The organism is Sorangium sp. So ce302, assembly GCF_051530145.1.
GTDB classification, from domain to species: Bacteria; Myxococcota_A; Polyangia; order Polyangiales; family Polyangiaceae; genus Sorangium; species Sorangium cellulosum_B.
Window position 1 is genome coordinate 3,864,419 of record NZ_CP150326.1, and the last position, 26,441, is coordinate 3,890,859.

16 protein-coding genes are annotated in these 26,441 nt (G+C 74.0%); 10 read left to right on the top strand and 6 right to left on the bottom strand.

Going from position 1 to position 26,441, the window contains the following annotated elements; genetic code table 11:
- Window positions 1-91 precede the first annotated feature (91 nt).
- Together WME73_RS14800 and WME73_RS14805 are read left to right on the top strand one after the other, a co-directional pair.
- Window positions 92-3,238 carry an ATP-binding protein gene (locus WME73_RS14800; RefSeq protein WP_437916092.1) on the top strand — a complete coding sequence of 1,049 codons (3,147 nt, stop codon included), beginning with the start codon at window positions 92-94 and terminating at the stop codon, window positions 3,236-3,238.
- A gap of 85 nt (window positions 3,239-3,323) precedes the next feature.
- Window positions 3,324-3,704 carry a response regulator gene (locus WME73_RS14805; protein WP_437299693.1) on the top strand — a complete coding sequence of 127 codons (381 nt, stop codon included), beginning with the start codon at window positions 3,324-3,326 and terminating at the stop codon, window positions 3,702-3,704.
- A 69-nt stretch (window positions 3,705-3,773) separates the two neighbouring features.
- Here the strand turns inward: WME73_RS14805 and WME73_RS14810 are convergent, their stop codons facing one another.
- Window positions 3,774-6,302 carry a hybrid sensor histidine kinase/response regulator gene (locus WME73_RS14810; protein ID WP_437916093.1) on the bottom strand — a complete coding sequence of 843 codons (2,529 nt, stop codon included), beginning with the start codon at window positions 6,300-6,302 and terminating at the stop codon, window positions 3,774-3,776.
- A gap of 551 nt (window positions 6,303-6,853) precedes the next feature.
- Between WME73_RS14810 and WME73_RS14815 the strand changes: the two genes are divergently transcribed.
- Genes WME73_RS14815 through cheB form a run of 7 tightly spaced genes read left to right on the top strand, consistent with a single transcriptional unit; the run spans window position 6,854 to window position 16,585 of the window.
- Entirely contained in the window at window positions 6,854-7,237 is a 384-nt protein-coding gene (locus WME73_RS14815; protein WP_437746092.1) for a response regulator transcription factor, read from the top strand.
- 4 nt (window positions 7,238-7,241) lie between these two features.
- A complete protein-coding gene (locus tag WME73_RS14820; RefSeq protein ID WP_437916094.1) occupies window positions 7,242-9,380 on the top strand; it encodes a chemotaxis protein CheA in 2,139 nt (712 codons plus the stop codon).
- The gene (locus WME73_RS14825) at window positions 9,377-9,814 is read left to right on the top strand and encodes a chemotaxis protein CheW (protein WP_437746094.1); all 438 of its coding nucleotides are present in this window, start codon (window positions 9,377-9,379) and stop codon (window positions 9,812-9,814) included. The genes WME73_RS14820 and WME73_RS14825 overlap by 4 nt, the downstream gene beginning before the upstream one ends.
- The gene (locus WME73_RS14830) at window positions 9,804-12,353 is read left to right on the top strand and encodes a methyl-accepting chemotaxis protein (RefSeq protein ID WP_437746095.1); all 2,550 of its coding nucleotides are present in this window, start codon (window positions 9,804-9,806) and stop codon (window positions 12,351-12,353) included. Before WME73_RS14825 ends, WME73_RS14830 begins: the two co-directional genes overlap by 11 nt.
- The gene (locus tag WME73_RS14835) at window positions 12,350-14,713 is read left to right on the top strand and encodes a HEAT repeat domain-containing protein (RefSeq protein WP_437916095.1); all 2,364 of its coding nucleotides are present in this window, start codon (window positions 12,350-12,352) and stop codon (window positions 14,711-14,713) included. Before WME73_RS14830 ends, WME73_RS14835 begins: the two co-directional genes overlap by 4 nt.
- Before the next feature lie 10 nt (window positions 14,714-14,723).
- On the top strand, window positions 14,724-15,554 hold the full coding sequence (locus tag WME73_RS14840) for a CheR family methyltransferase (protein WP_437746097.1): 831 nt from the start codon (window positions 14,724-14,726) through the stop codon (window positions 15,552-15,554).
- Entirely contained in the window at window positions 15,551-16,585 is a 1,035-nt protein-coding gene (gene cheB, locus WME73_RS14845) for a chemotaxis-specific protein-glutamate methyltransferase CheB (protein ID WP_437746098.1), read from the top strand. Before WME73_RS14840 ends, cheB begins: the two co-directional genes overlap by 4 nt.
- Window positions 16,586-16,618: 33 nt before the next feature.
- Here the strand turns inward: cheB and WME73_RS14850 are convergent, their stop codons facing one another.
- Window positions 16,619-17,821, bottom strand: coding sequence for a putative sensor domain DACNV-containing protein (locus tag WME73_RS14850; protein ID WP_437746099.1), 1,203 nt, complete (start codon window positions 17,819-17,821; stop codon window positions 16,619-16,621).
- A 72-nt stretch (window positions 17,822-17,893) separates the two neighbouring features.
- Window positions 17,894-18,856, bottom strand: coding sequence for a Ku protein (locus WME73_RS14855; RefSeq protein WP_437871824.1), 963 nt, complete (start codon window positions 18,854-18,856; stop codon window positions 17,894-17,896).
- A 268-nt stretch (window positions 18,857-19,124) separates the two neighbouring features.
- On the opposite strand from WME73_RS14855, the gene WME73_RS14860 reads away from it, so the two are divergent.
- Window positions 19,125-19,724 (top strand): cysteine hydrolase family protein, encoded by a 600-nt coding sequence (locus WME73_RS14860; RefSeq protein WP_437746101.1) that lies wholly within the window; start codon window positions 19,125-19,127, stop codon window positions 19,722-19,724.
- A gap of 67 nt (window positions 19,725-19,791) precedes the next feature.
- On the opposite strand, the gene WME73_RS14865 is transcribed toward WME73_RS14860, so the two are convergent.
- The 3 genes from WME73_RS14865 to WME73_RS14875 all read right to left on the bottom strand — a co-directional run bounded on the left by WME73_RS14865 (window position 19,792) and on the right by WME73_RS14875 (window position 26,277).
- Entirely contained in the window at window positions 19,792-20,337 is a 546-nt protein-coding gene (locus tag WME73_RS14865) for a DUF3341 domain-containing protein (protein ID WP_437746102.1), read from the bottom strand.
- Window positions 20,338-20,367: 30 nt separating this feature from the next.
- The gene (locus tag WME73_RS14870) at window positions 20,368-20,811 is read right to left on the bottom strand and encodes a BON domain-containing protein (protein WP_437917393.1); all 444 of its coding nucleotides are present in this window, start codon (window positions 20,809-20,811) and stop codon (window positions 20,368-20,370) included.
- Between the two features lie 372 nt (window positions 20,812-21,183).
- Entirely contained in the window at window positions 21,184-26,277 is a 5,094-nt protein-coding gene (locus WME73_RS14875; RefSeq protein WP_437916096.1) for a sigma 54-interacting transcriptional regulator, read from the bottom strand.
- Window positions 26,278-26,441 lie beyond the last annotated feature (164 nt).

A 26,441-nucleotide genomic window follows, 5' to 3' on the forward strand; every position in this document is an offset into this window, starting at 1 on the left:
CTCGGCCCTTGCGTGGTCGGCGATCTCCACTAAGCGCTTCAGGATGAGCTGTTCTCTGCCTCGAGCAGCCGCGGGCGTGATGCGAGAAGGGATGAAACAGCGGTCGAGCGAGGAACGCGCAGAAGGGCGCGACTTCATCGAATGCCTGGAAGACCTCGCGATCGTGCGACCTGTGGACGACTCCGAAGAACATCTCCTCTGGGACACCGAGCTCCTGAAGCAGGAGCTCGCCCGCGCGAGCCCTGGCCGCGAGTCGGGGCTGATGCGGCTCCTCGCGGCGCGGGTCGCGATGAACAGCTCTTTCCAGTTCTTCGGCCTTCTCGACGCCCACGGTACGAGCTGGGAGTCGAACCACACCTCGACCCGCGGCGCCGGCGTGGAGCGGCGGGAGGTGCACGGCGTGCCCTTCTGGGAGTGCCGCTGGTGGCAGGGCTCGCCGGAGATCCAGGAGCGGCTGAAGGACGCTGTGCGGCGCGCGGCGCGCGGCGAGTTCGTCAGGTACGACGTGGAGGTCCTCGGGGGGAACGAAGGTGAGAAGAGCATCACGATCGATTTCAACCTGAACCCCGTGAAGGATCGGCAGGGCAAGGTCGTCTTCATGATCGCCGAGGGGCGGGACGTCACCGAGCAGCGGCGGCTCGAGCGCGAGGTCGCGCAGCACCGGGACGAGCTCGCGACGCTCGACCGCCTCAAAACGGAGTTCGTGGCCAACGTGAGCCACGAGTTCCGCACCCCGCTCACGCTCATCCTCGGGCGCGTCGAGGACGCGCTGTCGAGCCCGGCGGGGTCGCTCGCGGGCGACGGCCTCGCAGCGGCCCGCCGGAGCACGCTCCGGCTCCTCCGGCTCGTGAACACGCTGCTCGATTTCTCCCGCATCGAGGCGGGGCGCCTCCAGACGTCGTTCGCGCCCACCGATCTCGCGCGGCTCACGGCGGAGCTCGCGAGCTCCTTCCGCTCGCTGATCGAGGGCGCGGGCCTGTCGCTCGTCGTGGACTGCCCGCCGCTGCCCGAGCCCGTCTACGTCGACGCGGCGCAATGGGAGAAGGTCGTCATGAACCTCCTCTCGAACGCCTTCAAGTTCACGTTCGAGGGGGAGATCGCGGTCTCGCTGCGCGCTCACCCGGACCACGTCGAGCTGACCGTGCGCGACACCGGCACCGGGATCCCGGCGGAGGAGCTCCCGCGCATCTTCGAGCGGTTCCACCGCGTGCACGGCGCGCGCAGCCGGACCATCGAGGGCACCGGGATCGGGCTCTCCCTCGTCCAGGAGCTCATCAAGGCGCACGGGGGCTCGCTGCGCGCCTCGAGCGCGGTGGGGCAGGGGAGCGCGTTCACCGTGGCGATCCCGAGGGGCCGCGCGCACCTTTCGCCGGAGCGCGTGGTCGCCGCCGGGGAGCCGGCGCCCTCGGCGGCGAGCGCGAGCCTCCACGTGGTCGAGGCGTCCCAGTGGTCCTCACCCGGGCCCGAAGGAGCGACGCCAGCGGGCCCGGAGCCGCGCGCCGACGCCGCGCCCGTGCAGGTCGCCCCGAGCGGCGGAGAGGGCCGGATCCTCGTCGCCGACGACAACGCGGACATGCGCGAGTACCTCGTCCACCTGCTCACGCCGAGGTGGAGCGTGGAGGCGGCCTCGGACGGGCGGGCGGCCCTCGAGGCCGCGCTCGCGCGCCCGCCCGACCTCGTGGTGAGCGACGTGATGATGCCCGAGCTCGACGGCGTCGCGCTCCTCCGGGAGCTCCGCGCGGACCCGAGGACGAGCAGCGTCCCTGTGGTGCTCGTGTCCGCCCGGGCGGGGGAGGACGCCGTCGTCGAGGGCCTCGACACGGGGGCGGACGATTACCTGGTGAAGCCGTTCTCGCCGCGCGAGCTCCTCGCCCGCGTCCGGACGCAGATCGAGATGGCGCGGATGCGCCGGCGCGCCGTCGAGGCCGCGGAGCGGGAGCGCGCGCAGGAGCTGCCCCGCTTCCTCGACGCGGCGAGCGTGGTGCTGGCCGAGTCTCTCGACTATTCCACGACGCTCGCGCGGGTGGCGCAGCTCGCGGTGCCCGTCCTCGCCGACTTCTGCATCGTCGACCTGCAAGACGAGGAGGACGGCACCTTCCGGCGGGTGGGCGTGGCGCACTCGGACCCTTCGCTCGCCGCCGTGGCCGAGGAGGCGAAGCGCTTCGCGCCCAAGCTCGACGGCAACCCGGAGCACCCGCCGACCAAGGTGCTCCTCGAGCAGAGGTCGGTGCTCGTCGAGCACTTCACGGACGAGCAGATGTGCGCCATCGCGCAGAACGACGAGCACCTCCGGGTGATCCGGGCCATCGGGGGGCACTCGTTCATGTGCGTCCCGCTGGCGCGGCGCGGGCGGCTCTTCGGGACGCTGACCTTCATCGTCGTGCGATCCGAGCGCCGGTACAGCCGGGCGGACCTCGCGGCAGCGGAGGAGCTCGGGCGCCGCTGCGCGCTCGCGGTGGACAACGCGCGCCTGTACAGGGACGCGCAGAGCGCGATCGCGCTGCGGGACGAGTTCCTCTCGATCGCCTCCCACGAGCTGAAGACGCCGCTCACCCCGCTCGCGCTGCAGATCCAGACCCTGATGCGCCGCGCGCCCGAGCTGTGCCCCGACAGGGAGCGCCTCCCGTGGCTCATGGACCGGCTCGGGCTCGTTCGCCGGCAGAGCGAGCGGCTGAGGCGGCTCGTCGAGAACCTCCTCGACATCTCCCGCATTTCCGCGGGGCGCCTCGCCCTGGAGCTCGAGCAAGTCCGGCTGTCGGACATCGTCCGGCAGGTGGTGTCTCGCTTCCAGGAGGGCGGCGAGATCGCGGAGGCGGGCTCGCGGGTCACCGTGAGCGCGGCGGACGACGCCGCAGGGAACTGGGATCGGGTGCGGCTCGAGCAGGTCGTCGAAAACCTCGTCTCGAACGCGCTCAAGTATGGTCAGGGAAACCCGATAGAGATCACCGTCGCCTCGGTGGGCTCGATGGCCACGTTGACGATCGCGGACCACGGCATCGGGATCGCGCAGGAGCACATCGGCCGGATCTTCGGGCGGTTCGAGCGCGCCGTGTCGGCGCGGCACTATGGCGGTCTGGGCATGGGGCTCTACATCACGATGCAGGTGGTCGAAGCGCTGGATGGTTCGATCGAGGTGAGCTCTGTCCTGGGAGAGGGCTCGACCTTCAAGGTGACCCTGCCGCTCGCCGGCCCTCGGGCCTCGGGCCGGCAGGGTCTGCCGGGATTCGAGGGCGCCTGAGGCGCCCGGCGCGAGGGGGCCCCGCGGGCTGGCCCGAGGTCGTGGCGCTCTGGTCGCTGTCACCCTGCGGAGGGAGCGAGTGCGCATGACGATGAGCCGTCCCAGCAAGCGCATCCTGATCGTCGATGACGACGCCGCGATCCGCCGGACGTTGAGCGAGCTCCTGGAAGAGGAGGGGTATGCGGTCGCCTGCGCCGCGAACGGGCGCGAGGCCCTCGCATGCCTGCGCGACGACCCCTCGTCCATCGCGCTCGTCCTGCTCGACCTGATGATGCCGGTCATGGATGGGTTCCAGTTTCGCGCCGAGCAGAAGCGCGACCCGACGCTCGCCGCTACGCCCACCGTGGTGATGACCGCGCGCGGCGCGACGGAGCGCGCCGGCATCGACGCGGACGCGATCCTCAGCAAGCCGTTCGACGTGCTGAAGCTGATGGACACCATCGAGCGGAGCTGCCGGAGGGGGTGAGCCGGCAGCGCGCCGCGCCGAGCCGATCGTGCGAGCGGCGCGATGGCGCGATGACGCGCCGCAGGCGACCTAGGAGCCCGCCCTCGAGCCGCACATGGTCGTGAGCACCGCGAGCAGCTCCGCCGGCTCGATGGGCTTCGGGACATGGGTGTTGAACCCTGCTCGCAAGGCGCGCATGCGATCCTCGGTGCGCGCATAGGCGGTGAGCGCGATCGCCGGGGTCCGCCCCCCGCTCGCCGCCGGGAGCGCGCGGATCTTGCGGATCAGCACGTAGCCGTCCTCGCCGGGCATCGCGACGTCGGACACGAGCACGTCGGGCTGCAGCGCCTTCACGGCGAGCAGCGCCTCGGCCGCGGACGACACGGCCGTCACGCGCGCGCCGCACTGCTCGAGCATCGTGACGAGGAGCTCGCGCGTGTCGTCCTCGTCCTCGACCACGAGCACGTTCAGCGCCGCGAGCTCCGGCGGGCGGTCGCTCCCGGCGGAGGCGGACGGCAGCGGCGCCAGCCGGCGCCCCCGGTCGTGGCTCGGCGGCGCCGCGAGCGGCAGCTGGACGACGAACGTGGCGCCCCGACCCTCCCCGTCGCTCAGCGCGTGGGCCGTGCCGCCGTGCATCTCCACGAGGCTCTTCACGATCGTGAGCCCGAGGCCCAGGCCGCCGTGCCTGCGGGTCGTGCCGCTCTCGGCCTGCCGGAACTGCTCGAACACGTAAGGCAAGAACCCGGGCTCGATGCCCTGGCCGGTGTCGGACACGGTGATCTCGGCGGACCCGTCGGCGCGATCGAGCTGGATGCGCACCACGCCGCCCCGCGGCGTGAACTTCACCGCGTTGTTGAGCAGGTTCCAGACGACCTGCTGCAGCCGGCCCGCGTCGCCCGCGACGGCCCCCACGCCGGGCTCGAGGAGCGACAGGAGCCGCACCCCCTTGGCGTCGGCGGCAGGCCGCACGACCTCGATGGCGGCGTCGATCACGGGCACGAGCTCGATCGGATGGACGTCCAGCCGGAGCTTGCCGGCCATGATGCGCGAGATGTCGAGCAGATCGTCGATGAGCTGCGCCTGCGCCTGGGCGTTGCGCTCCACCGTCTCCAGCGCCTTGTCGCGGCGCTGCTCGGGGAGCTTGCCGGTGCGCAGCATCCGGACCCAGCCGAGGACCGCCGTGAGCGGCGTGCGGAGCTCGTGGCTCATCGTCGCCAGGAACTCGTCCTTCAGGTGGCTCGCGGCCTCGGCCTCCCGCCGGGCGGACTGCGCCGCGGCGAGCAGGTCTTGCCGCTCCTCCTCCGCCCGCTTCCGCGCCGTGATGTCGAAGAACGAGGAGACGACGCCGGCCACCGAGCCGTCCGCGCCGCGGAGCGGCTGCGCGTTCACCGAGAGCCACAGGACCGAGCCGCCCTGCCGCTCCAGCCCGAGGAGGACGCCCGACTGGGGCGCGCCGGTCCGGAGCGCGATCTGCGAGGGATACATCTCGAAAGGGAACGGCGAGCCGTCCTCGCGGACGAGCCGGCACGACGGGTCCAGCATCGTGGACCCGACGAGCTGGGCCATGGGCAGGCCCAGGATCCGCTCGGCGCTCGCGTTCGCGGTGCGGATGACGCCGCGCTCGTCCTCGAGCGTGATGCCCTCCTCGAGCGCGCTGATGATCACGCGATAGCGCTCCTCGCTGTCCCGGAGCGCCCGCTCCGCCTCGATGGCGTCGGTCTCGTCGCGCGTGATCAGCACGGCGCCCGCGGGCGAGCCATCGGCGTGCCTGAGCGGCGATGCCGTCCCGGCGAGGGCGCGGATCGAGCCGTCCGGGCGCGTGACGAGCCAGCGCGCGTTCTCGACCTTCTCGCCCCGGAGCGCGCGGTGGAGCGGGTCCTCGTCGGGGCGCAGCGGCCGGCCGTCCAGCGCGAGCAGCCCGCGGGCCCGGAGCGACTCGAGCGCGTCGCTCGCGTCGCGCTCGTACACCCCGTGCTGCCGCTGGGCCTCGCCGTTGCAGATGCGGAGCGCCCCGCGCGCGTCCGCGGCCATGATGCCGTCGCCGCTCTGCTCGATGAGCGCCCGCAGCAGATCGCGCTCCACCGCCGCGATCCGCTCGGCCCGCTCGGCCCGCTCGCGGAGCCGCTTCGAGCGAAGGAGCGCGCCGACGCGCGCCGACAGCGCGGCCGCCGGGCAGGGCTTGACCACGTAGTCGTCGGCGCCCGCGGTGAGCCCCTCGACGAGGTCCTCCTCCTGCCCGGCCACGGTCAGGATGAGGATCGGGAGCCCGACCGTGGCCGCGCGCGACCGCAAGAGGCCACAGATCTCGGTGCCGGACATGCTCGGCATCACCTGGTCGAGCACGAGGACATCCGGCAGATCGCCCCCCGCCACGCGCTCGAGCATCGCGGCAGCGTCCGTGAAGATCTGGACCTCGTACCCTCGCGCGAGGGCGCGCGCGGCCATCTCGGCCTCCAGCAACGAATCGTCGAGGATCCACACCACCCCGCGCTGCGCGTGCTCGCTCGGCGGCGGCTCCATGCCCCCCTCCCGGACGCCTCGCCCCGCGGCCGGCGCCGGGCGCCGGGGCGGGCCGTTCGCATCGCGCGCGGCGTCGGCGAGCACGAAGTCCATCGTCATTGGCCGATTCATGGTTCTCCAGGAGCAGCAGGGGCCGTGAGGCATATCGCCACAGGGCGGCGCCTCTCGGGACGGGACGGGACGCGGAGACGCGTTGGTTCCGCAAGCATCTTTACCGCCCAGTCTCATCTGAGGGCGAGCCCGCGACGATGCAAGCCTAATACGATGAAAGGCGCCCTGTCGCCCTCTTCTGCCTGCCTGCGTCGGTTGCCTCTGGTCGCCTCTGGTCGCCTCTGGTCGCCTCTGGTTGCCTCTGGTTGCCTCTGGTTGCCTCTGGTTGCGTCAGGTTGCTTCTGGTCATTGCGCCACGCATCACGCAACGCTCGCCGGGTTCCATCGACGTCTGTCGTGGCGTTCGCGCCCGCCGACGTTCGCCGGCGCACCGGGTCCTCTACGCGCGGGCAGCGCATGGCCGCTGCCCGCTGCTCACCCGAGCGTGGCATCCGCAGCTCGGGACGTGTCTGACGGGAGTTCCCTGATTCTCCCACGGACGCACAAGCGCGATTGACACCCAGGATTCGGAAAGGCTATTCCCTCGATCGAGCACCGCTGTGGCAGAGATCCTCGTCGTCGATGACAGCCGGGTGATGCGTGAGATGGTGGTGGCCTGCCTCCGGGCAGAGCAGCACGGGTTCGCGCACGCGGCGAGCGGGCTTGAGGCGATTGAGACGCTCTCGCTCAGGCCGTTCGATCTCGTGGTGCTCGACCTGAATATGCCCGATATCGGGGGACTCGAGGTGATCGAGTTCATCCGGGGTCAAGACAGGCTGCGGAGCCTGCCGATCCTGGTGGTGACGACCCGGGGTGATGAGGAGTCCCGCGTCCGCACGCTCGCCGCGGGGGCGTCCGAGTTCATGACGAAGCCCTTCACTCCCGACGCCATCCTGGCCAGCGTGCGCGCGCTCCTGCAGGACAACGGCGCCAGCGCCGGATGACCGGATGGGCGGCGCGCTCGATGTGAACGAGTTCGTGGCCGGCTACCTCGTCGAGGTGGAAGAGCACCTCTCCGCGTCGATGGCCAACCTCCTCGCCGTCGAGGCGGCCCTCCGCGCCGGCGAGTCGAGCCCCAGGGCGATCCGGGAGCTCTTCCGCGCCCTTCACACCATCAAGGGCCTCTCCGCCATGGTCGGCGTGGAGCCGATCGTGGATCTCGCCCACGCGATGGAGACCGTGCTCCGGGCGGCGGACCGGGCGGCCGGGAGCCTCTCCGCCTCGTCGATCGAGGTCCTGCTCCGCGGGCTCCGGTCCATCGAGGAGCGGGCGCGGGCCCTCGCCGAGGGCAAGCCGGTGCTGCCGGCGGCGCCCGAGCTCCTCGCCGCGCTCACCGCGCTCGATCTCGCCGCCGCGCCGTCGCCGCCCGTGCCGACCATCGGCGCCGATCCCGAGATCCTCGCGAAGCTCGGGCCTGGCGAGCGGGTGCAGCTCGCGCAGGGCGTGGCCGGCGGGCGGCGCGCGCTGCGGGTCGACTTCGTCCCCTCGCCGGCGCGCACCGCCGAGGGGGTGAACATCACGACCGTCCGCGAGCGCGTCGGCAAGCTCGCCGAGATCGTCAAGGTCGTCCCGCTCTCGGTGCCGGCCAGCGATGGGGCGCCGGGCGGCATCGTCTTCGCGCTCCTCGTCCTCACGAGCGCGCCCGACGAGGAGGTCGCGCGCGCGGCGGCGGCGGATGGCGTCCGCGCGCTCACCGTGGAGCCCCCCGTCCCGCCGGCCGTCGCGGCGCTGGCGGAGCGCGAGCCGGACGAGCCGGCGGACCGGGAGCCCCAGCTCCGAGGCGTCGTCCGCGTCGAGGTGGCGCGCCTCGACGACGCGCTCGACAAGCTCTCGGCGCTGGTCGTGACGCGGTTCCGGCTCGCTCGGGCGGCCGCCGAGCTGCGCGCCCGGGGGGTCGACACCCGCGATCTGTCGGAGATCCTGCGCGAGCACGACCGGACGCTGCGCGACCTCCGCGGCGCCATCATGCGCGCGCGCATGATCTCCGTGGCGGAGCTCCTCGAGCGCGTGCCGCTCGTCGTCCGCGGCCTCGGACGCGCGACCGGCAAGCAGGTCCGGCTCGAGATCGACGCCGGCAAGGCCGAGCTCGACAAGGCGGTCGCGGAGCGCGTCTTCCCTGCGATCGTGCACCTGCTCCGCAACGCCGTCGATCACGCGATCGAGCCGCCCGCCGAGCGGCGGCGCCTCGACAAGCCCGAGGAGGGCGTCGTCCGGGTCTCCTGCTTCGAGCGCTCCAGCAATCAGCTCGAGCTCAGCGTCGCCGACGACGGCCGCGGCATCGATCGCGCGCTGGTCGCGAGGCGGGCCGGCCGCCCCGCGCCCGAGAGCGACGCGGCGCTGCTCGACCTCATCACGCTCCCCGGGCTGTCGACGCTCGATCAGGCGACGAAGACCAGCGGCCGCGGGCTCGGGATGGACATCGTGCGCCGCATCGCGGTGGAGCAGCTCAGCGGCGAGCTCTCGGTGAGCACGTCGCCCGGCGCCGGCACCACCTTCACCCTCCGGATCCCGCTCACGTTGACCATCGTGGACGCCTTCTCCTTCCTGTGCGGTGACCAGCTGTTCGTGACGCCCGTCGCGGGCGTCGAGGAGGTCATGGAGATCGACGCCGCGCGCATCCTCCGCGGCCCAGCGCCTGGCCAAGCGCGGGGCGGGACGATGTTGCCAGCCCTGGGCGAAGCACGGGGCGGGACGATGTTGCCAGCGCCGGGCGAAGCGCGGGGCGGGACGATGCTGCCAGCCGTGGGCGAAGCGCGCGGCGGGATCCTGTTGATCGAGCGCCGCGGCGAGGTCGTGCCCCTGGTCGACCTCGGCGCCCTCTTCGAGCTCGGGGCCTCGCCGGCGCGCAGGGCGCTCGTCGTCCGTCGCCACGGCGCGCCCTTCGCGTTCGGCGTGACCCGCGTGATCGGCCAGCAGGAGGTGGTCGTGCGGCCGCTCGAGGACCCGCTCGTCCGGGTGCCGGGCGTGTCTGGCTCGACGGATCTCGGCGACGGGCGCCCCACGCTCGTCCTCGACCTCGTCACCCTCAGCGGCAGGCTCTCCGCTGGCCGCGGCGGCCGCGGCGCGCTCGTCCGGGGGGCCTCGTGAGCGATCTGCACGTGGTCCTGAAGGTGGCGGACACCGAGTACATCATCTCGGCGGCGGACGTGCTCCACATGGAGTCGTTCGCCGGGGCGACCCGGGTGCCGGGGGCGCGATCGTACGTCGGCGGCCTGGTGCAGATCCGGGGTCGCGTGGTCCCTGTCGTGGATCTGCGCGTCCGCTTCGGGCTCCCGAGCGCGGAGCCGACGCTGGACTCGCGCGTCATCGTCGTCCAGCGCGGCGGCCGCACCGTGGGCCTCCTGGTGGACAGCGCGCGCGAGGTCGTCAACATCGCCGAGGGCGAGCTGAGGCCGCCCCCCGAGGTCATGGCGGAGGAGAGCGCCGGGTTCGTCAGGGCCGTCGCGAAGCTCGGGGAGCGCCTCGTCATGCTCGTCGACGTCGGCAGGATCATCGGTGAGGAGCAGGATCATGGCATCTGATGCAATCGCGGACATCGACGGCGCGCTCGCGCGGGCGGAGCAGACCGAGCGCGCGCTCCGTCAGGCGGTCGCGACCGTCGCCGGCGTCGAGCAGGCGGCCGCGCGGCTCGCCGCCCTCGGCGCCGAGCGGGCCGCCTCCGGCAGGGAGCAGGGAGCCATGGCGGGGGCGCTCGCGGGCGAGATCGAGGAGGCTGGGGCGGCCGCGCAGGCGCTCGCCCGCTCCGGGCAGCGGGTGGGCGACGCCGTCATCGAGGTCGTGAGGGGGACCGAGGGAATGGCGGGCGGCATCGGCGCGCTCGCCCCCGCGCTCGCCAGCGTGAAGGGCGACGCCGACGCGCTCGCCGCCTCGGCGGACACGACCGCGGTCGCGCTCGAGGAGATCGCCCGCTCGGTGAAGGCGGTGAGCGCCAGCGCCGAGGAGCTCGCGTCCTCCAGCGAGGAGCTCCTCAGCGCGGTCTCCGTGACGAGCGGATCGGCCGACGAGGCGGCGGTCCGCGGCGAGAGCAGCGCCGCGGCCATCGAGCAGATCGGGGCCACCATCGAGGAGATGTCGAAGGGCGTCGCGCGCCTCTCGGCCGACGCCAAGGGGGTCGGGGCGCAGATCTCGAGCATGGCCGGGGCCGTCGTGGGCGTGAGCGGCTCCCTCGATCGCGTCGCGAAGGACGCGACCGAGATGGCGAGCGCGGTCGAGGAGACCGCGGCGACCGCCGAGCAGATGGCGCGGTCGATCCGCGGGGTGGCCGAGAGCGCGAAGGCGCTCGACGCGAGCGCGTCGACGACCGCGAGCACGATCACGGAGATCGCGAGCTCGGTCGAGGAGGTCGCGGCCACCGCCGAGAAGAACGCGGCGACCATCGAGGCAAACGCGGTCGCCGCCGAGCAGCTCGCGCGGGCCGCGCAGCAGGTCGCGCAGAGCGCCGAGCAGATCAGCGGGCTCGCGGCCGGCAACGCCGCCACGTCGTCGCAGGTCGAGGCCTCGACGCGGCGGATCGTCGCCATCGTCGAGACCGCGCGCACGACCGCCGAGCAGGGGGTCGCGACCGCGCGCCAGGGCGCCGCGACGGTCGGCCGGTCCATCGCCGGGCTCGGGAGCATCCGGCAGGCGATGGCCGACTCCGCGTCGGTCATGAAGGAGATGGGCAAGCGGGCGGAGGAGATCGGCGACATCGTCCAGACGATCAACCTGATCGCCGACCGCACGAACCTCCTCTCGCTCAACGCCAGCATCGAGGCCGCGCGCGCGGGGGAGCACGGCCGCGGCTTCGCCGTCGTCGCCGAGGAGATCCGCAACCTCGCCGATCGGGCCGCCGTCTCGAGCGCCGAGATCGCCAAGATCGTCCGCGCGCTCCAGGCGAGCGCCCGGGAGGCGGTGGCCGCCTCGAGCGAGGGCGTGAAGGTCGCGGACGAGGGGACCCGGCTCGCGAGCGACGCCGATCGGGCGCTCGCGTCCATCCTGCAGGGGGTCGAGGAGCTCGGCCGCTCGATCCGCGACATCGACCGGGCGAACGCGGAGCAGGTGCAGGCGGTGGCCTCCCTGACCCAGACCGCGTCGCGCATGAGCGACGAGGGCAGGGCGGTCGCGCGCTCCGCGGCCGAGCAGACCAAGGCGATCCAGGCGCTCGCGCAGGGCAGCGCGGAGATGCGGCGCATGGCCCGGCAGACGAAGGACGCGACCGCCGAGCAGGCGCGCGCGCTGCGGGAATCCGTGAAGGCGAACGCGCAGCTCACGTCCACCGCCGAGCGCGTGTCGCGGGCGATGGACGAGCAGGCGACGGGGGCGTTGCAGCTGGCCAAGGTCGCCGCGCAGATGCGCGCGCTGACCCAGCAGACCAACGCCGCCATGGTCGAGCAGACCCGCACCCTGGCCGGGATCACGGCGCTCACGCAGGACGTCACGGGCGCGTCGCAGCGCATGGTCGCCGGCCTCGCGGAGCAGGCGGGCGGCGCGACCGAGATCGCGCGCGCGATGGACGACATCCGGCGGGTATCGGTCCAGTCGGCGCGTAGCATCGGCGAGCAGGCGCGGGCCGCGAAGCAGCTGGAGGCGTCCGCCCGCCAGGTCGCGCGGCTCGCGGCGGCGGTGACCGCCGCCACGGCGGACCAGGGCAAGGCGACGGCGGCCCTCGCGAAAGAGGGGGAGTCCGTGCGCCGGATCGCCAGGCAGGCGGCCCGGGCCGTGGCCGATCAGGCGGAGGCGAGCATGGCCCTCGCGTCGGGCGCGAACCGGCACACGTCGTCGCTCCAGGCCGCCGAGAAGGGGATCGGCGAGCTCTCGACCCGGAGCGAGCAGCACGCCGCCTCGCTCTCGCGGCTGCGCGACCCGGTCCGGGAGCTACTCGCCTCCACGGCCAGGCACGCGAGGGACACCGGCGCGATCGCGAGCGACGCTGGCCAGGTGCTCGAGCAGCTCGGCAGGATCCGGCAGGCGAGCGCGGAGCACGCGGACGCGGTCGCGGGCGTCGTCGCCACGGTCGCCCACGCCGTCGCCCACATCAAGGCGAACGGGACGCCGCACCCCACGCCGCCGGAGACAGCATGATCGCTCGTCGACCCGCGCCCGCGCTCGCCATCTCGGACGCGGAGCGGCTGCGCGTCGAGCGGGTCGAGCGGCTCGCCGCCTCGGGGCCCCCGGGGGTGCCTGAGCTCATCGAGATGCTCGCGGATCCGAGCTGGACCGTGCGGCGGGCCGTCGTCGCGTCGCTCGCCGCGCTCGGCGATGCGGCGGTCCACCCGCTCTGCGCGTGCCTCTCCACCCGGCGCGACAGCGAGGCGCGCATCGCCGCCGCGGTCGACGCGCTCGTCGCGTCGCTGGGCGACGTCGACGCCGCCGTGCTCGCGCTGACCCTGGATCCTCGCCCCGCGCTCGTCGCCGACGCGGCGCAGATCCTCGGCCGCCGCGGCAGCGCGAAGGCCGTCTCCCGGCTCGCGGAGCTCACATCGCACCCCGACGACAACGTCGCGGTCGCCGCGATCGAGGCGCTCGGCCGGGTCGGCGGCAGGTCCGCGGTCGACTCGCTCGTGGATGCCGTCTCGAGCGGAAATTTCTTCCGTGTCTTCCCGGCGATCGACGTGCTGGGCCGGAGCGGCGACCCGCGCGCGACCGGCCCGCTGGCGGTCCTCCTCGAGGATCCGCGCTACCTGCTCGAGGCGGCGCGGGCGCTCGGCCGCACCGGCAGCCGCGGCGCCGTGGCGCCGCTGGTGCGCCTCCTCGGGCGGCCGAGCGACGGCGTCGTGCGCGTCGCCGCGGCGGCGCTCGCCGAGCTGCGCGAGCGGTACCGCGAGCGCTACGGGACGGTCGCGCCGATCGACGAGGCGCTCCGGAGCGAGGCGCCGGCGCCCGGCGTGGCGCGGCGGCTCTCCCAGAGCCTCGCGGGCGCGGATCCGGCCGAGCAGGCCGCCCTCTGCAGCGTGCTCGGCGCGATCGGGGGCGACGAGGCCCTGCTCGAGCTGACGCGCCTGCTCGACGCCGATCCTCCCGTCGCGGGCGCCGCCGCGGAGGCGCTCGGCCAGCTCTCGCGGAGCGCGGACCCCCGTGTGCTCGCGGCGCTGCGCGACGGCGACAGCGCGCGCAGGCTCCTGCTCCTGCCGCTCGTCCGGGGCATCGCGGCCGCGGGCGACGTGGAGCGCTGCCTCGCCGATCCGGACGCGGAGGTCCGCGCGGCGGCGTGCGACGCGCTCGCGCGCATCGCGGAGCCCGGCTCGGCGCGCGCGCTGTTCCAGGTCCTCGACGACCCGAGCCCTCGCGTGGTCCACGCCGCGACGACCGCGATCCAGGGCCTCGGCGGCCCGGACGTCGAGGCGCTCGCGCTCGCCGCGGCCCGCGACGGGGCCCCGGCCGCGCGGCGGACGGCCCTGCGGATCCTCGGGCACCTCGCGCCTGCGTCGGCGCTGCCGGTCTTCCTCGACGGCCTCTGCGACCCCGACGTGCGGGCGCGCGAGCAGGCGATCCATGGCCTCGCGTCCCTCGCGGCGCCGGCGGCGCTCGACGCGCTCGTCGCGGTCGCGGCCGATCCCACGGCGCGGATCCGGGCCGTGGCGATGCGGGCGCTCGGGCAGTCGCGCCGGGACCCTCGCGTGATCGGCGCGCTCCTCGCGGGGCTCCGCGACGGCGACGCGTGGGTCCGGTACTACGCCTGCCAGTCGCTGGGGAAGCTCGGGTGGGAGGCGGCGGCAGGGGTCATCGCCGAGCGGCTCCGGGACGAGAGCGGCCAGGTGCGCGTGGCGGCGATCGAGGCGCTGTCGGGGATCAAGGGTGATCTCGCGCTCGCGGCGCTGGAGCAGGCGGCCCGGGACGGCGACACGGACATGCGGCGGTCGGCGCTGATCGGGCTCGGCATCGCCGGGCGGGAGGTGTCGCTGCCGACGTTGCTCGACGCGCTCTCGTCCCCGGACGTGGCGACCCGGCTGGTCGCGGTCTCGGCCATCTCCGGCTTCTCGTCGCCCGAGGTCCTGCCCGCGCTCGTGCGGGCGGCGGGCGACCCCGACGAGAGCGTGCGGGCGGCAGCGACCAGCTTCATCGCGGGGCGGCCCGGCGCCGAGGCGACGAGGACCCTGGTCGCGCTGCTCGTCACGTCGCGGGCGCAGGGCCCTCTGCTCGCCGCGCTCTCGACGCCCGTACCGGGCCGCATCGAGGGCATCCTCGACGCGCTGGGGACGGCGGACGACGAGCTCTCGCCGCTCCTGACCGCGGCGCTCGCGCGGATGCGGCTCCCCGGGGCGCACGCCGCGCTCATCGAGGCGCTCCGGCTGCCGCGCGCGCCGGCGCGGAAGGCGGCCGCCACGACGCTCGCCGCGGTGGCCACCCGCGAGGGCTTCGCGGCGGTCGAGCGCGCCGCGCGGACCGATCCAGATCCCGAGGTGCGGCGCGTGTCCGCGTCCGTCCTCGCGCAGTGGGCCTGATCCTTTGGGCATGACGAGCCGCCTCCCCATCTCTCCGCAGGTCTTCGCGATCTTCAGCGCGCTCGTCGCCGAGAAGATCGGCTTCCACTACGACGCGGCCGATCGCGAGCTGCTCGGCGACAAGCTGTCGGCGCGCGCCCTCGACGCCGGCTTCGACTCGCTGCTCGATTACTACTACTTCCTCCGCTACGACCCGGCGGGCGCGGCCGAGATGGACGCGCTGATCGACGGGCTGGTCGTGGGCGAGACGTACTTCTTCCGCGAGCTCGCGCAGCTCGAGCTCGCGGTCTCGGAGTTCGTCGCGCCGCGCGTGGCGGCGGGCGGCCGGCCACGGCTCTGGTCGGCGGCCTGCTCGAGCGGCGAGGAGCCGTTCACGCTCGCGATGCTCCTGGCCGAGCGGGGCCTGCTCGACAAGGTCGAGCTCATCGCGAGCGACATCAGCGCGCGGGCGCTCTCGCGGGCTCAGGCCGGCGTTCTCGGGCCGCGCTCGCTCCGGAGCAACGCCCCGCCGCCTCCGTTCGCCGAGCGGTGGCTGCAGGTGACGCCCGATCGCGTCGTCGTGAGCGCCGAGCTGAGGCGGGCGATCGACTGGCGGCGGATCAACCTGCTCGACGCGTCCCAGGTCGCGTCGCTGGGGCGGCTCGACGTCGTGATCTGCCGCAACGTGCTCATCTACTTCCACGACAACACGGCGCGGTGGGTGGTCAAGAACCTCTCGGGGGCGCTCTCCCCGGGCGGGATCCTCCTGGTCGGGGTCTCCGAGTCGCTCTTCAGGCTCGGCACCGCGCTCGCCTGCGAGGAGCGGGGCGGCGTGTTCCTGTACCGGAACGCGGAGCCATGAGGCGCCGTGCGGTCCGCGTGCTCGTGGTCGACGACTCGGCCTTCGTGCGCAAGGTGCTGCGGCAGGTCCTCGGCGCGAGCTCCTCGATCGAGGTCGTCGACACGGCCATGGACGGCCTCGACGCGCTGGAGAAGATCGCGCGCTACAAGCCGGATGTCGTCACGCTGGATCTCGTGATGCCGAACCTCGACGGCCTCGGTGTGCTCGCGTCGTTGCCGCGCGAGGGCGCGCCGCGGGTGATCGTCGTCAGCAGCGCCGAGGCGGACAGCGATCTCGGCGTCAGGGCGCTCCAGCAAGGCGCGACCGATCTCGTCGAGAAGCCGACGGCGCTCGCGACCGATCGCCTCTTCGGCCTCGCGGACGAGCTGGTCCGCAAGGTGCTCGCCGCCGCCGAGGCGAAGGTCCACCGCGTGGAGCCGCCGCCCGCGCCGCCGCCCGTGGTCGGCGCGATCCCGGCGCTCTCGCGCACGCGGCTCGTCGTGATCGGCGCGTCGACCGGCGGCCCGCTGGCGCTGACGCGGCTCCTCGCGGCGATGCCCGCCGGGTTCCCGGCCCCCATCGTCGTCGCGCTGCACATCCCTGCTGGCTACACGGAATCGCTGGCGCGCCGCCTCGACGACGGGAGCGCGCTCTCGATCGTCGAGGCGTCGGACGATCTCCAGCTCCGGCCCGGGCTCGTGGTCCTCGCGCGCGGGGGGACGCACATCGAGGTCCGGCGCAACCTGACGCGCGCCACCGTCTGCTTCCCGGCGACGGCCGGCGCGTCTCTCTATTGCCCGTCGGTGGATCGGCTCTTCGCGAGCGCCGCGGCCGAGTTCGGGCCCGGCGTCCTCGGGGTCGTGCTGACGGGCATGGGGGACGACGGTCTGGAGGGCTCCCGGGCGATCCGCGCGGCGGGCGGGAGGGTCCTCGCGGAGGCCGAGTCGTCCTGCATCGTTTACGGCATGCCCCGCCGCGTGCTGGAGGCCGGGCTCGCCGCGGCCGCGGCGCCGCTCGATCAGATGCCTGCGGCCATCCTGCGGCATCTTTGAGTTCGCAGGTCGCGCCTCGCGCGCCGCGCCTCGTCAAAGCGGCCAGTAGACGACCTTCCCCTCGATCTCCTGGAACGTCGCCGCGTTGCCGTCCTGGGAGACGATGAAGGCGATCCTCTCCGGGTACCCTGCGACGAACGCCGCGGCCGCGCGGTGGCGGGTGCCGCGCGCGTCGAGGCTCAAGCTCGCGTCCATCCGCTGGTCGGGGGTGGCGGCGAAGACCTCGGAGATGATCGCCCTCGGAGGCGGCAGCTTCGCGCCGAACGCGAGCACGTCGAGGGCGTGGCTCATCACGACCGCGCCGTCGACGGTCGTGAGCCGCACGATGAGCTCGAGCAGCCGGCTGACGCGCTCGGATCTCTGCAGCGCGTCTTCCGAGTCGCGCGGCGCTGGCCTCCCCCCGGACGGCTGGCATGGCCCGTCCGGCAGGTGGGTCTCGTGCGCGCCGGCGAGGTCGAGGATGGCCGAGCCGAGGCACAGAGCAGGGGCCAGCCGCTTGACCTCGGTGTCGAGCTGATTGCCCTCTTCCCCGAAGAGCTGCGGCAGGCCCTCGCCGGGCCCCAGGACGACGAGGAGCCCGCCGCGACCGAGCTCGACCATTCCCTCGACGATGCGCAGCAGATAGCCGCGCACGTTGCGGGCGAGCGCGCTCGCCTGGTCCCGCGCGACGGTCCGCTCGATGGAGTCGAGCAGCGGCCGGTTCTTGGGCATCCACGTCCGCACGGCGCCGCGCTCGTAACGGACGACCTCCCATTCGCCGCGGTACACGGCCACGACGCCGGGCTTCGGGGCGACGACGCGCACGAGCTGATCGAGCGCGAACGACGGCCGGCCGTGCGGCACCGCGATGCCGGCGACGGCGAGCGACCCATCGAGCGGCACCACGGCCAAGAAGGCGCGCGGCCACGCGCTCGCCGGGCCCAGGTTGGCCAGGTGCTCCGCGTCGAACGCCACCGGAGACGCGAACCGCACGAGATCCCACGCGGGCTCTCCGGAGTCGAACTCGGCGAGGCGCTCGGCGAACACGACGCCGATCGGGTTGAGCCGCCCCTCCTCCGTCGCCATGGACGCGAAGAACAGCGTCTCGATCAGCTGCGTCAGGATCGCGGCGAAGGAGGGCGGCGCCTCGTCGGGGGCGACGCGGGCGCCCGGAGCCAGCTTCTGCGCCGCGAGCGGGGGCTGCCCCTGCAGCTCGAGAAAAGCCGCCGTGACGTCCGCCGGATACTTGGGGCGCATGAGCTCGCTCTACCCTCCTCTGCGCCCCCGGTGAGACCGGCGGGCGGCGTGCAGGCCACTTCTCCGTGCGGGCTACGCGGCCCGACGCGAGCTGCGGCCCTTCCGCTTCGGGGCCTCCGCCTTTCGCACCCTGGATTTGCCGCCTTCTTCCGGCGCTCTTCTCCCGTCTTTCGCACCGTCTTTCGCGCCGCTGTTCGCTTCGTCGTTCGCGGCCTTCTCGCCCTTCTGTCCGAGGCTCTTCTTGAGCAGCGCGATGAGGTCCACCGTGCCGGTGGCGCGGCGATGGCGCTCTTCCTCGACAGGCTCCGCGGGCGCCGTCGTGCGGCCGGATTTCACCTTCTTCTCGATGAGCTTCATCACGTCGTCGCGGTACTCGTCCTTGTATTTCTCCGGCTCCCACGCGGTGGCCATCTCGGCCACCAGCCGCTCCGCCATCTCCAGCTCCCGCTTCCCGAGCCCCTTTCCCTGGGCGTCCATCTCGGGCAGGTCGAGCTCCTCATCGGAGCGGAGCTCGTGCGCGAACCGGAGCAGGTTCAGCACGAGCCCTCTGCCGTGAGGCCTCACCGCGGCGATGTGCTCGCGCGTCCGGATCACGACCTTCGCGATACCGACCTTGCCCGTCTTCCGCAGCGCCTCGCGCAGGAGGACATACGCCGTCACCGGCGATCGCTTCTTGCCGTTCTGAGACGCGGGAGCGAGGAAATACGGTTTGTCGTAGTAGATCGGGTCGATCTCCGAGGCGTCGACGAAGTCGAGGATGTCCACGGTCTGCGTCGCCTCCACGTTCGCGCGGCGCAGGTCCTCGTCGGACAGGACGACATACTCGCCCTTCTCGTAGGGATAGCCGCGGACGATATCGTCCCAGCTCACCGGCTCGCCCGTCTCCCGGTTCACGCGCTCGTAGCGGATCGGCGCCATGGTGCGCCTGTCGAGCTGCGTGAAGTGGAGCTCGTCGGGCTCCTCGGCGGGGTAGAGGGCCACCGGGATCTGCACGAGCCCGAAGCTGATACTCCCTTTCCAGATGCTGCGAGGCATGTGCGCTCCTTCGACCCGGAAGGCGACCCGGGGGGCCCGCGCCAGGTCCGTCATGGCGAGCAATGCAAGCCGGCGGCCGACGACGCGTCCTCGCGCATCCTGCGCCGCGCGCCCGTCCTGCCGCCCGGGGGCCATCGTGGATCCTGCGCCTCCTGCCGCGCGCTGCCACAGCCGAGGTCGCGTTTCGCCACGGCGGACCGGGCGCGGCGGTGATCGGCGGTGATCGCTGCCCCGCGCGCCCTCGCCCGCAGTATAACCCGCGCACGACATGCCTCGGCGTTCCCACGACCTTCACGGCGCCGCGCCGGACGAGAGCCGGACAGCGCTGCTCCTCATCGACGTGATCAACGATCTGGACTTCCCGGGAGGCGACCGGCTGCTCGCCCATGCGCTCCCGATGGCGCACCGCATCCGGGCGCTGAAGCAGCGGTGTCGCGACGCCGGCATTCCGGCGGTCTACGTGAACGACAACTTCGGCCGCTGGCAATCCAACTTCCACCGTCAGATCGAGCACTGCCTGGAAGAGGGCGTGTGCGGCCGCGAGATCGCGGCGCTGCTGCGGCCTGGAGAGGACGATTATTTCGTGCTCAAGCCCAAGCACTCCGGCTTCTACGGCACCACGCTGGAGATCCTGCTCGAGTCGCTCGGCGCGCAGACGCTCCTCCTCACCGGCATGGCGGGGAACATCTGCGTCCTGTTCACGGCGAACGACGCCTACATGCGCGATTACCGGCTGCTCGTCCCGTCGGACTGCGTGGCCTCCGAGACCGAGGAGGACAACGGCCACGCGCTCCGGCAGATGCAGCGCTTCCTCAAGGCCGACATCACGCCGTCGGACGAGCTCGACCTCGAGCGGCTGCCCGCCTGACACCGGCCGATGCGCGGCGTCAGGCGGGCAGCTTCCCGAGATCACGTGGGATGACAGCGCGTCACGCTCAGGCGACGGCCCTGTGCTTCGACGAGATCCCCTCTTCGGTGAGGACCGCGACGTCGGTCGCGCCGCCGCGCTCGAGGATCTGCTTGGCGAGCGCGCGCTCGTTGCTGTCCTCGACGTGGACGGAGATGAGGATGTTGCCGCCCTTGATCTTGCCCTCGTACTGCTTGGCCTCGACCTCGGGGATGCCGAGCCCGATCAGGGCGCCGGTCACGCCGCCGAGCGCGGCGCCGGCCGCGGCGCCGCTCAGCGCGGCCATGATGGGGCCGGCCGCGATGAACGGCCCGAGCCCCGGGATGGCGAGGGCGCCGATGCCGGCGAGCAGCCCGATGGTCCCGCCGACCGCGCCGCCCGCGCTGACGCCCGCCGTCGCGCCCTCGGGCGCCTTCGTGTGCTTCTCGTGCGCGAAGTCCCGCGTCCCGTGCTTGTCGGGGAAGAGCGCCGAGATGTCGCCGGTCATGAAGCCGGCGCGCTGGAGATCGCCGACGATGATGTCTGCCTGAGCGAGCGTGCTCACGAGGCCAAGGACCGCTTTCTTCGTTGCCATGGTGTCTTCCTTTCGGACCGTTCGTGTCGGTCAGTCAACGTCGACTTCGAGCTGGTTATCGACCCTCTGCACACCCGGGATCCCGAGGGCGATGGCGGCGATGTCGGCCTTCTCCTTGTCGCTCTTCACCGGGCCGCGCAGCGTCACCACCTGCCCCGTCGTGATGATCTTGACGTTCTTCGCGCTCATAGAGAGCGTGTCGTTCGCGACCACCGCCTGCCGGATCTTCTGGGTGATCGTGCGATCGGCCTCGTTCTCGCCCTGGTCCCCGGGGGTCAGCGCGGCGGGATCGCGATCGCGATCGTTCTTGCCTGTGTTGTCGGCGGCCGTCGGCGTGGGGTTGTTCGCCCGCTGGGCGACCTCGCCCGGCACCGCGGGACTGCCGTCCGAGCGAGTCGTGCCTTCCGCTCGATCGCAGCCGGCCGCAGCGGCAAGCGAGAGAGGCAGCAGCAGGACGAATTTTGCTGTGTTCATGCCCGGCACCCTCGCAAGGCCCGGGCCATCCCTGGCGGAGAGCGCCTGTCGGTGCGCGGTCGTGGTCAGGGTGGAGCATGATCCCCGTCACGCCGATGGATGAGATGCCTTTCTCCACGCCGTGTCGTGGGCGGCTCTTCCATCGCGTCGGGGTGCGCGGCGCCGCGCGGCTGGCAGGCTCATGGCTGGATAGAGGCCGGACTGCCCCAAGTGGGGCGAACTGCCCCGTGCCGGCGATGGTCAGAAGAGGAGAACTAACGCTATCGGGCGGAGGACGGTGCGTGTGTACGCCTGTGACGGACGCCGTCCAGAGCGCCAGTCGCCAGCGTCCGATCGGGCCCGCGCTCGCGCTCGGGGCGCTGGAGGAAGGGCTCAGTCGTCGCGGGAGCCTTTCGGCCGTTCGGTCGTGCGTGGGATGGGCGGCTCGATCGGCCGTTCGATTCCGAGCCGCCGCAGCTTCCGGTAGAACGTCGCCCTCGACATGCCCGCCTCGCGCGCGGCCTGGAGCGCGTTCCAGCCGGTCCGCTCGAGCGCGGCGAGCAGCGCGGCGCGCTCGTCGCGCGGCGGTTGCGGCGCGCCGCGGCCGCCGCCTTCCTGCGCGCGGGGCAGGTCCACGTCGTCGGGGCCGATCCTGCGGCCGTCGCACAGCACGACCGCCTTCGTGATCACGTTCTCCAGCTCGCGCACGTTGCCGGGCCAGCCGTGCTGGCCGAGCCGCCGCAGCGCCTCGTGGGACAGCTGCGGCGCCGGGCGGCCCAGCTGCTCGGCGGCGCGGCGCACGAAGTGGAGCGCGAGCTCTGGCAGGTCCTCCAGGCGATCGCGCAGCGCCGGCAGCCGGATCTGGACCACAGCGACGCGGTAGTAGAGGTCCTCCCGGAAGCGCCCGCGCGCGGCCTCGGCCAGGAGATCGCGGTTCGTCGCGCAGACGAGGCGGAAGTCCACGCGCACGGCCTCGGCGCTGCCCACCGGGCGCACCTCCCGCTCCTGGAGCACCCGGAGCAGCTTCGCCTGCACCTCGAGCGGCATCTCGCCCAGCTCGTCGAGGAAGAGCGTGCCGCCGCGCGCCGCGACCACGAGGCCGGTCCGGTCCCGGTCGGCCCCCGTGAACGCGCCGCGGACGTGCCCGAAGAGCTCCGACTCGAGCAGCGCGGCGGGGAGCGCGGCGCAGTTGATCCCCATGAACGGGCCGCTCTTCCGCGGGCCGGCGAAGTGGATGGCGCGCGCGACGAGCTCCTTGCCGGTGCCGCTCTCGCCCGTCACGAGCACGTTGACCGGCGCGTCGACCACGCGGTCGAGCGTCGCGAACACCGCGCGGAGCGCGGGGCCGCGCCCCACGATGGCGCCGTAATCGTAGCGGTGCTCCAGGGCCTGCTGGCGGACGAGCACCTGCTCCTGAAGCCGGTCGATCTCCGCGGCCTGGCCGCGCAGGAGCTCCTCGACGCGGCGCCGCTCGGCCTCGAGCTCCACGGTGCGGCGGCGCAGGTCGTCGACGAGCCGCGCGTTGCGCAGCGCGAGCGCGACCTGGTCGGCGAAGGCGAGGAGCAGGTCGACGTCCTCCGGCGCGAACCGCGCGCGCCGGAAGCGGTTGTCGAGGTAGAGCGCGCCGAGCACGCCGTCCGGCGAGCGGATCGGCACGGCGATCACGGACCTGAGCCGCATCGCGTGCACCGACGCGTGCTCGTGGAAGCGCGGGTCCTCCTGGGCGTCCACGGTGACCACGGGCTCCTGCGTCGCGATCGCGCGCTCGGCGATGCCGTAGCTGAACTTGAGGTGGCTCCTGCCGACCTTCTCCCGGTCGACGTTGCGCGCGACCGCGACGCGCAGCTCGCCGCCCGGCTGCTCGATCAGCAGGAACCCGCGCTCCGCGGCCGTGAGGTCGATCGCGGCGTCCATGGCCATCGCGAGGATGTCGGCGATCTCGACGGAGGAGTTGAGCCTGCGGAACACCGCGAGGAGCCGCTCGAGCTTGGCCGTGCGCTCCGCCGCCGGCGGCGCCGCGGCCTCGGCCGCCGCGGGTGTGCGCGCCGGCTGCGCCGCGCGGCGCCGGGGGTGGGTCCAGAAGGCGTGCTGCAGCGCCTCCGGCAGCGAGCGCGCCATGGCGGTCCAGGCGGCGGCCGCGCGCTCCCGCTGCGCCGCGGCGGCCTCCGGCTCGCCTGCGAGCTCGTGGGCTTCGGCCAGCGCCAGGCGGACGTCCGCGGCGAGGTCGGGCTGCGCCGCGCGCTCGGCGAGGCCCAAGGCGCGCTCGAGGCGCTCCCGGGCGGCGGTGAGGTCCTGACCGAGGTTGGGCTGACCGAGGTTGGGGGCGCCCTGACCGAGGTTGGGCTGACCGAGGTTGAGCTCACCCTGACCGAGGTTGGGCTGACCGAGGTTGGGGGCGCCCTGACCGAGGTTGGGCTGACGGCTGAAACCGCCCTGGTCGGAACCGACCTGACCGAGGTTGCCGTCGCCCTCGCCGTCGAGCAGCGCGAGCCGCCCCTCCAGCAGCGCCGCGCGCGCTCCGAGGTCGGGCGCCTCCCGGGCGGCGCCGTGCGCCCGCGCCCGGCCCAGCGCGGCCCGCGCGTCTCCCACCGCGCCCCGCGCGAGGTGGGCCCGGCAGAGCTCCAGCTCCTCCTCCACCACCTCCCGCTGCGCCCCCTGCGCCTCGAAGCCGCGCCGCGATCGCTCGAAGCAGCGCGCCGCCTCCTCGGCGTCGCCGCCCGCGAGCGCGCAGTCCCCGAGGACCGAGGCCGCCGCCGCCGCGAAGAACGGCGCGCCCCGCCGCGCGGCCTCCGCCTCCACCCGGGAGGCCACGCGGGCGGCCCGCTCGAACGCCCCCACGTCCGCCCAGAGCTTCGCCAGATCGAAATCGAGGACGAGGACCAGGTCCGCCTGGCCCAGGGCGGAGGCGAGCCGCGCCCCGCGCTCGTAGGCGGCGAGCGCTTCCCCGAGCTCGCCCGACTGGTGGCACGCCGTACCCACGTTGAGGCTGCAGCGCGCCACCAGGTCGCCGAGCCCGTGCTCCTCCGCCGTCGCCAGCGCCTGCCGGTACCCGACGAGCGCCGCCTCGACCTCCCCGGCCCGGAAGGCGTCGATCGCCTGGTACGACAGCGCCCGCACCAGCGCCCTCGGCGCCCGCCGATCGCGGTGCAGCCCGGCGGCGAGCCCGAGGTGCAGCCCCGCGAGCCGGCGCTCCCCGAGGTAGCTCGCCGCGACGCCGACGTCCTCGTGGAGGCTCGCCAGCACCTCCGGCTCGTCGCACCACGCGAGCGCCGGCTCGGCGCGGGCCCGCGCCTCCGCGTGGGATCCGAGCCGCAGCAGCGCCCGGCTCGCCAGATCGGCGAGCCCCGCGCGCTCGCGCGGCGTGGACGATGACGCCGAGCCCTCCCCGCCGGCCTGCTCGCTCCGCTCGGCCTCGTCGAGCCGCGCGAGCGCCGCCGTGGGGTCGCCCAGCTCCAGCAGGCACGCGCCGAGCCGGACGAGGGCCTGCGCGCGCCGCGCGCCGAGCTCTCCGGCCTCGTCGCTCGCGAGCAGGTGCTCCAGCACCTCGCGCGCCCGCGCCGCGCGGCCGACGCGCTGGAGGGTGGACGCGATCTCGAGCCGGGCCTCCGCCGACGTCGCCACCTCGAGCAGCGCCTCCGCTGTCGCGCCCCACGGCCTCGGATCCGCCTCGCGCTCCGCGCGGCGCTCGAGGAACAGGCGCTCGGCGGCCGCCGCGTCGCCCGACAGCGCGAGGTGCAGCACCCGCTGCTCGGCGTGCGCCGGCAGGGCGGCGGCCGCCCGCGCGTGCGCCGCGCGCACCGCCTCGCCGCCGAGGGCGCAGAGGAGGGCGGCGATCGGCCCGGCGCGCGTCAGCGTCCACCCCCCTGCGGTGCGCGCGACGACGCCGCGGGCGGCGAGCTCGGCCAGGTGCGCGACCGGGAGCCCGAGCGGCGGCAGCTCCTCGTCGGCGACCGCGCCCCCCTGCACGGCCAGCGTCGCCACCGCGTCCCGCAGCGGCCGCCCGAGGCCCCGCAGCCGCAGCGCGTAGCGCGCGCTCGCCCCGGGCGTCGTCGCGTCGAGCCCGGCCACGTCCCCGCTCTCGGCCAGCCGCCCCGCGATCACCACGAGATCGGCGGGCCACCCCGCGCTCGCGCGCAGCACGACCTCCGTCGCGTCGCCCAGGCCGATGTCGTCCATCCAGCGCTGCACCGCCTCGCGCCCGAGCGGCGGCAGCGCGACCTCGCGCGCGCTCCGCCCCGCCTCGGCGGCCACCGCGGCGAGCGGCGCCCGGCCGCCGCCGTGCGGGACGCGCTCGGCGGCGAGGAGCAGGACCGGATCCTCGGGGCCGAGCAGGCGGGCGAGCGCCTCGAGCATCTCCCGGTCCGCCCCGCTCACCTCGTCGGCGTCGTCGAGCACGAGCACCAGCGGCCCGGCCCCCGCCCCCGCGTGGCCTCCCCGCGCCCGCGTCAGGCGCTCGTGCGCGCGCAGGGCGCCCAGCGCGCCGGCGGGGAGCGCCTCCTCGCCGGTCGCGCGGCGCAGCATCGAGGCCACCGGCGCGCTGGCCCTGGCGAAGCCCTCCACGGCCTCCATCCGGAGCTCGGCGCTCCACGTCGCCTCGCGCAGGAGGCGGCTCTTCCCGCAGCCCGGCTCCCCGGCGATCACGCAGACGCGCGGGCCGCGCTCGCCTCGCTCGAGCGCGGCGAGCGCCTCGGCGACCGCGCGCATCTCCGCATCGCGCCCGACGAGGTGGGGCGGCTCCGGCGGCGGCGGGGCCACGGCGCGCGGCGCGGCGCCCACCCAGTCGAGCACCTCGCCCGCGTCGGCCGGGCGGTCGCGCGGCTCGGACCGCACGAGCCGCTCGACGAGCGCGCCGATCGCCTCCGGCAGCGGCTCCGCGAGCAGCGGCGCGATCGCCTCGAGCGTGCGGCCGAGCGAGAACAGGTCCGCGCGCCCGTCGGCCGGCTCGCCGCGGATCACCTCGGGCGCCAGGTAGCCCCGGGTGCCGGAGACGCCGTCGTCGGGCCTCCCCCCGAGCCGCGCCGCGCAGGACAGGTCGATCAGGACCGCGCGCCCCGAGGCCCCGACGAGGATGTTGGCCGGCTTCACGTCGCCGTGGCGGATGCGCGCGCGGTGGAGGAACCGCAGCGCGTCGAGCACGTCCACGATCGCGGCCCGCGCCTCCTCGAAGCGCCGGCCTGTCACGTACTCGTCGAGCGGCGCGCCCAGCACCGCCTCCGACGTGAAGTAGAAGCGCGGCTCGCCGGTCTCCCGGAGCATGCCGAAGTCGAGGACCCGGACGAGGTGCGGATGGAAGAGCCCCGCCAGCATCCTGAACTCGCCGCGGAACGCCGCCCGCTCCGCCGTGCGCGCGTGGCCGAGCAGCTTGAGGCACAGGTCCCGCCCGAGCGCCTCGTCGCGCGCGAGCCACGCCGTGGCCAGGCCCCCCCGCCCCAGGGGACGGATCAGGCGGTAGCGGCGGGCGAGCAGGGTCCCTTCGGCTTGGCTCACCCGCATAGTGTCTCATGAATGTGCCATCTGAGACAGTGAGACAATCGATGAGACACTTGTGCCTCGCATTTCACGACGATTTCCGTCCTTTTTCATTCGGCACCAGGTTTGCTCTAATGGCCGGCATGGCGATGCGGACGACATACGGACACCGAGGACGGCGG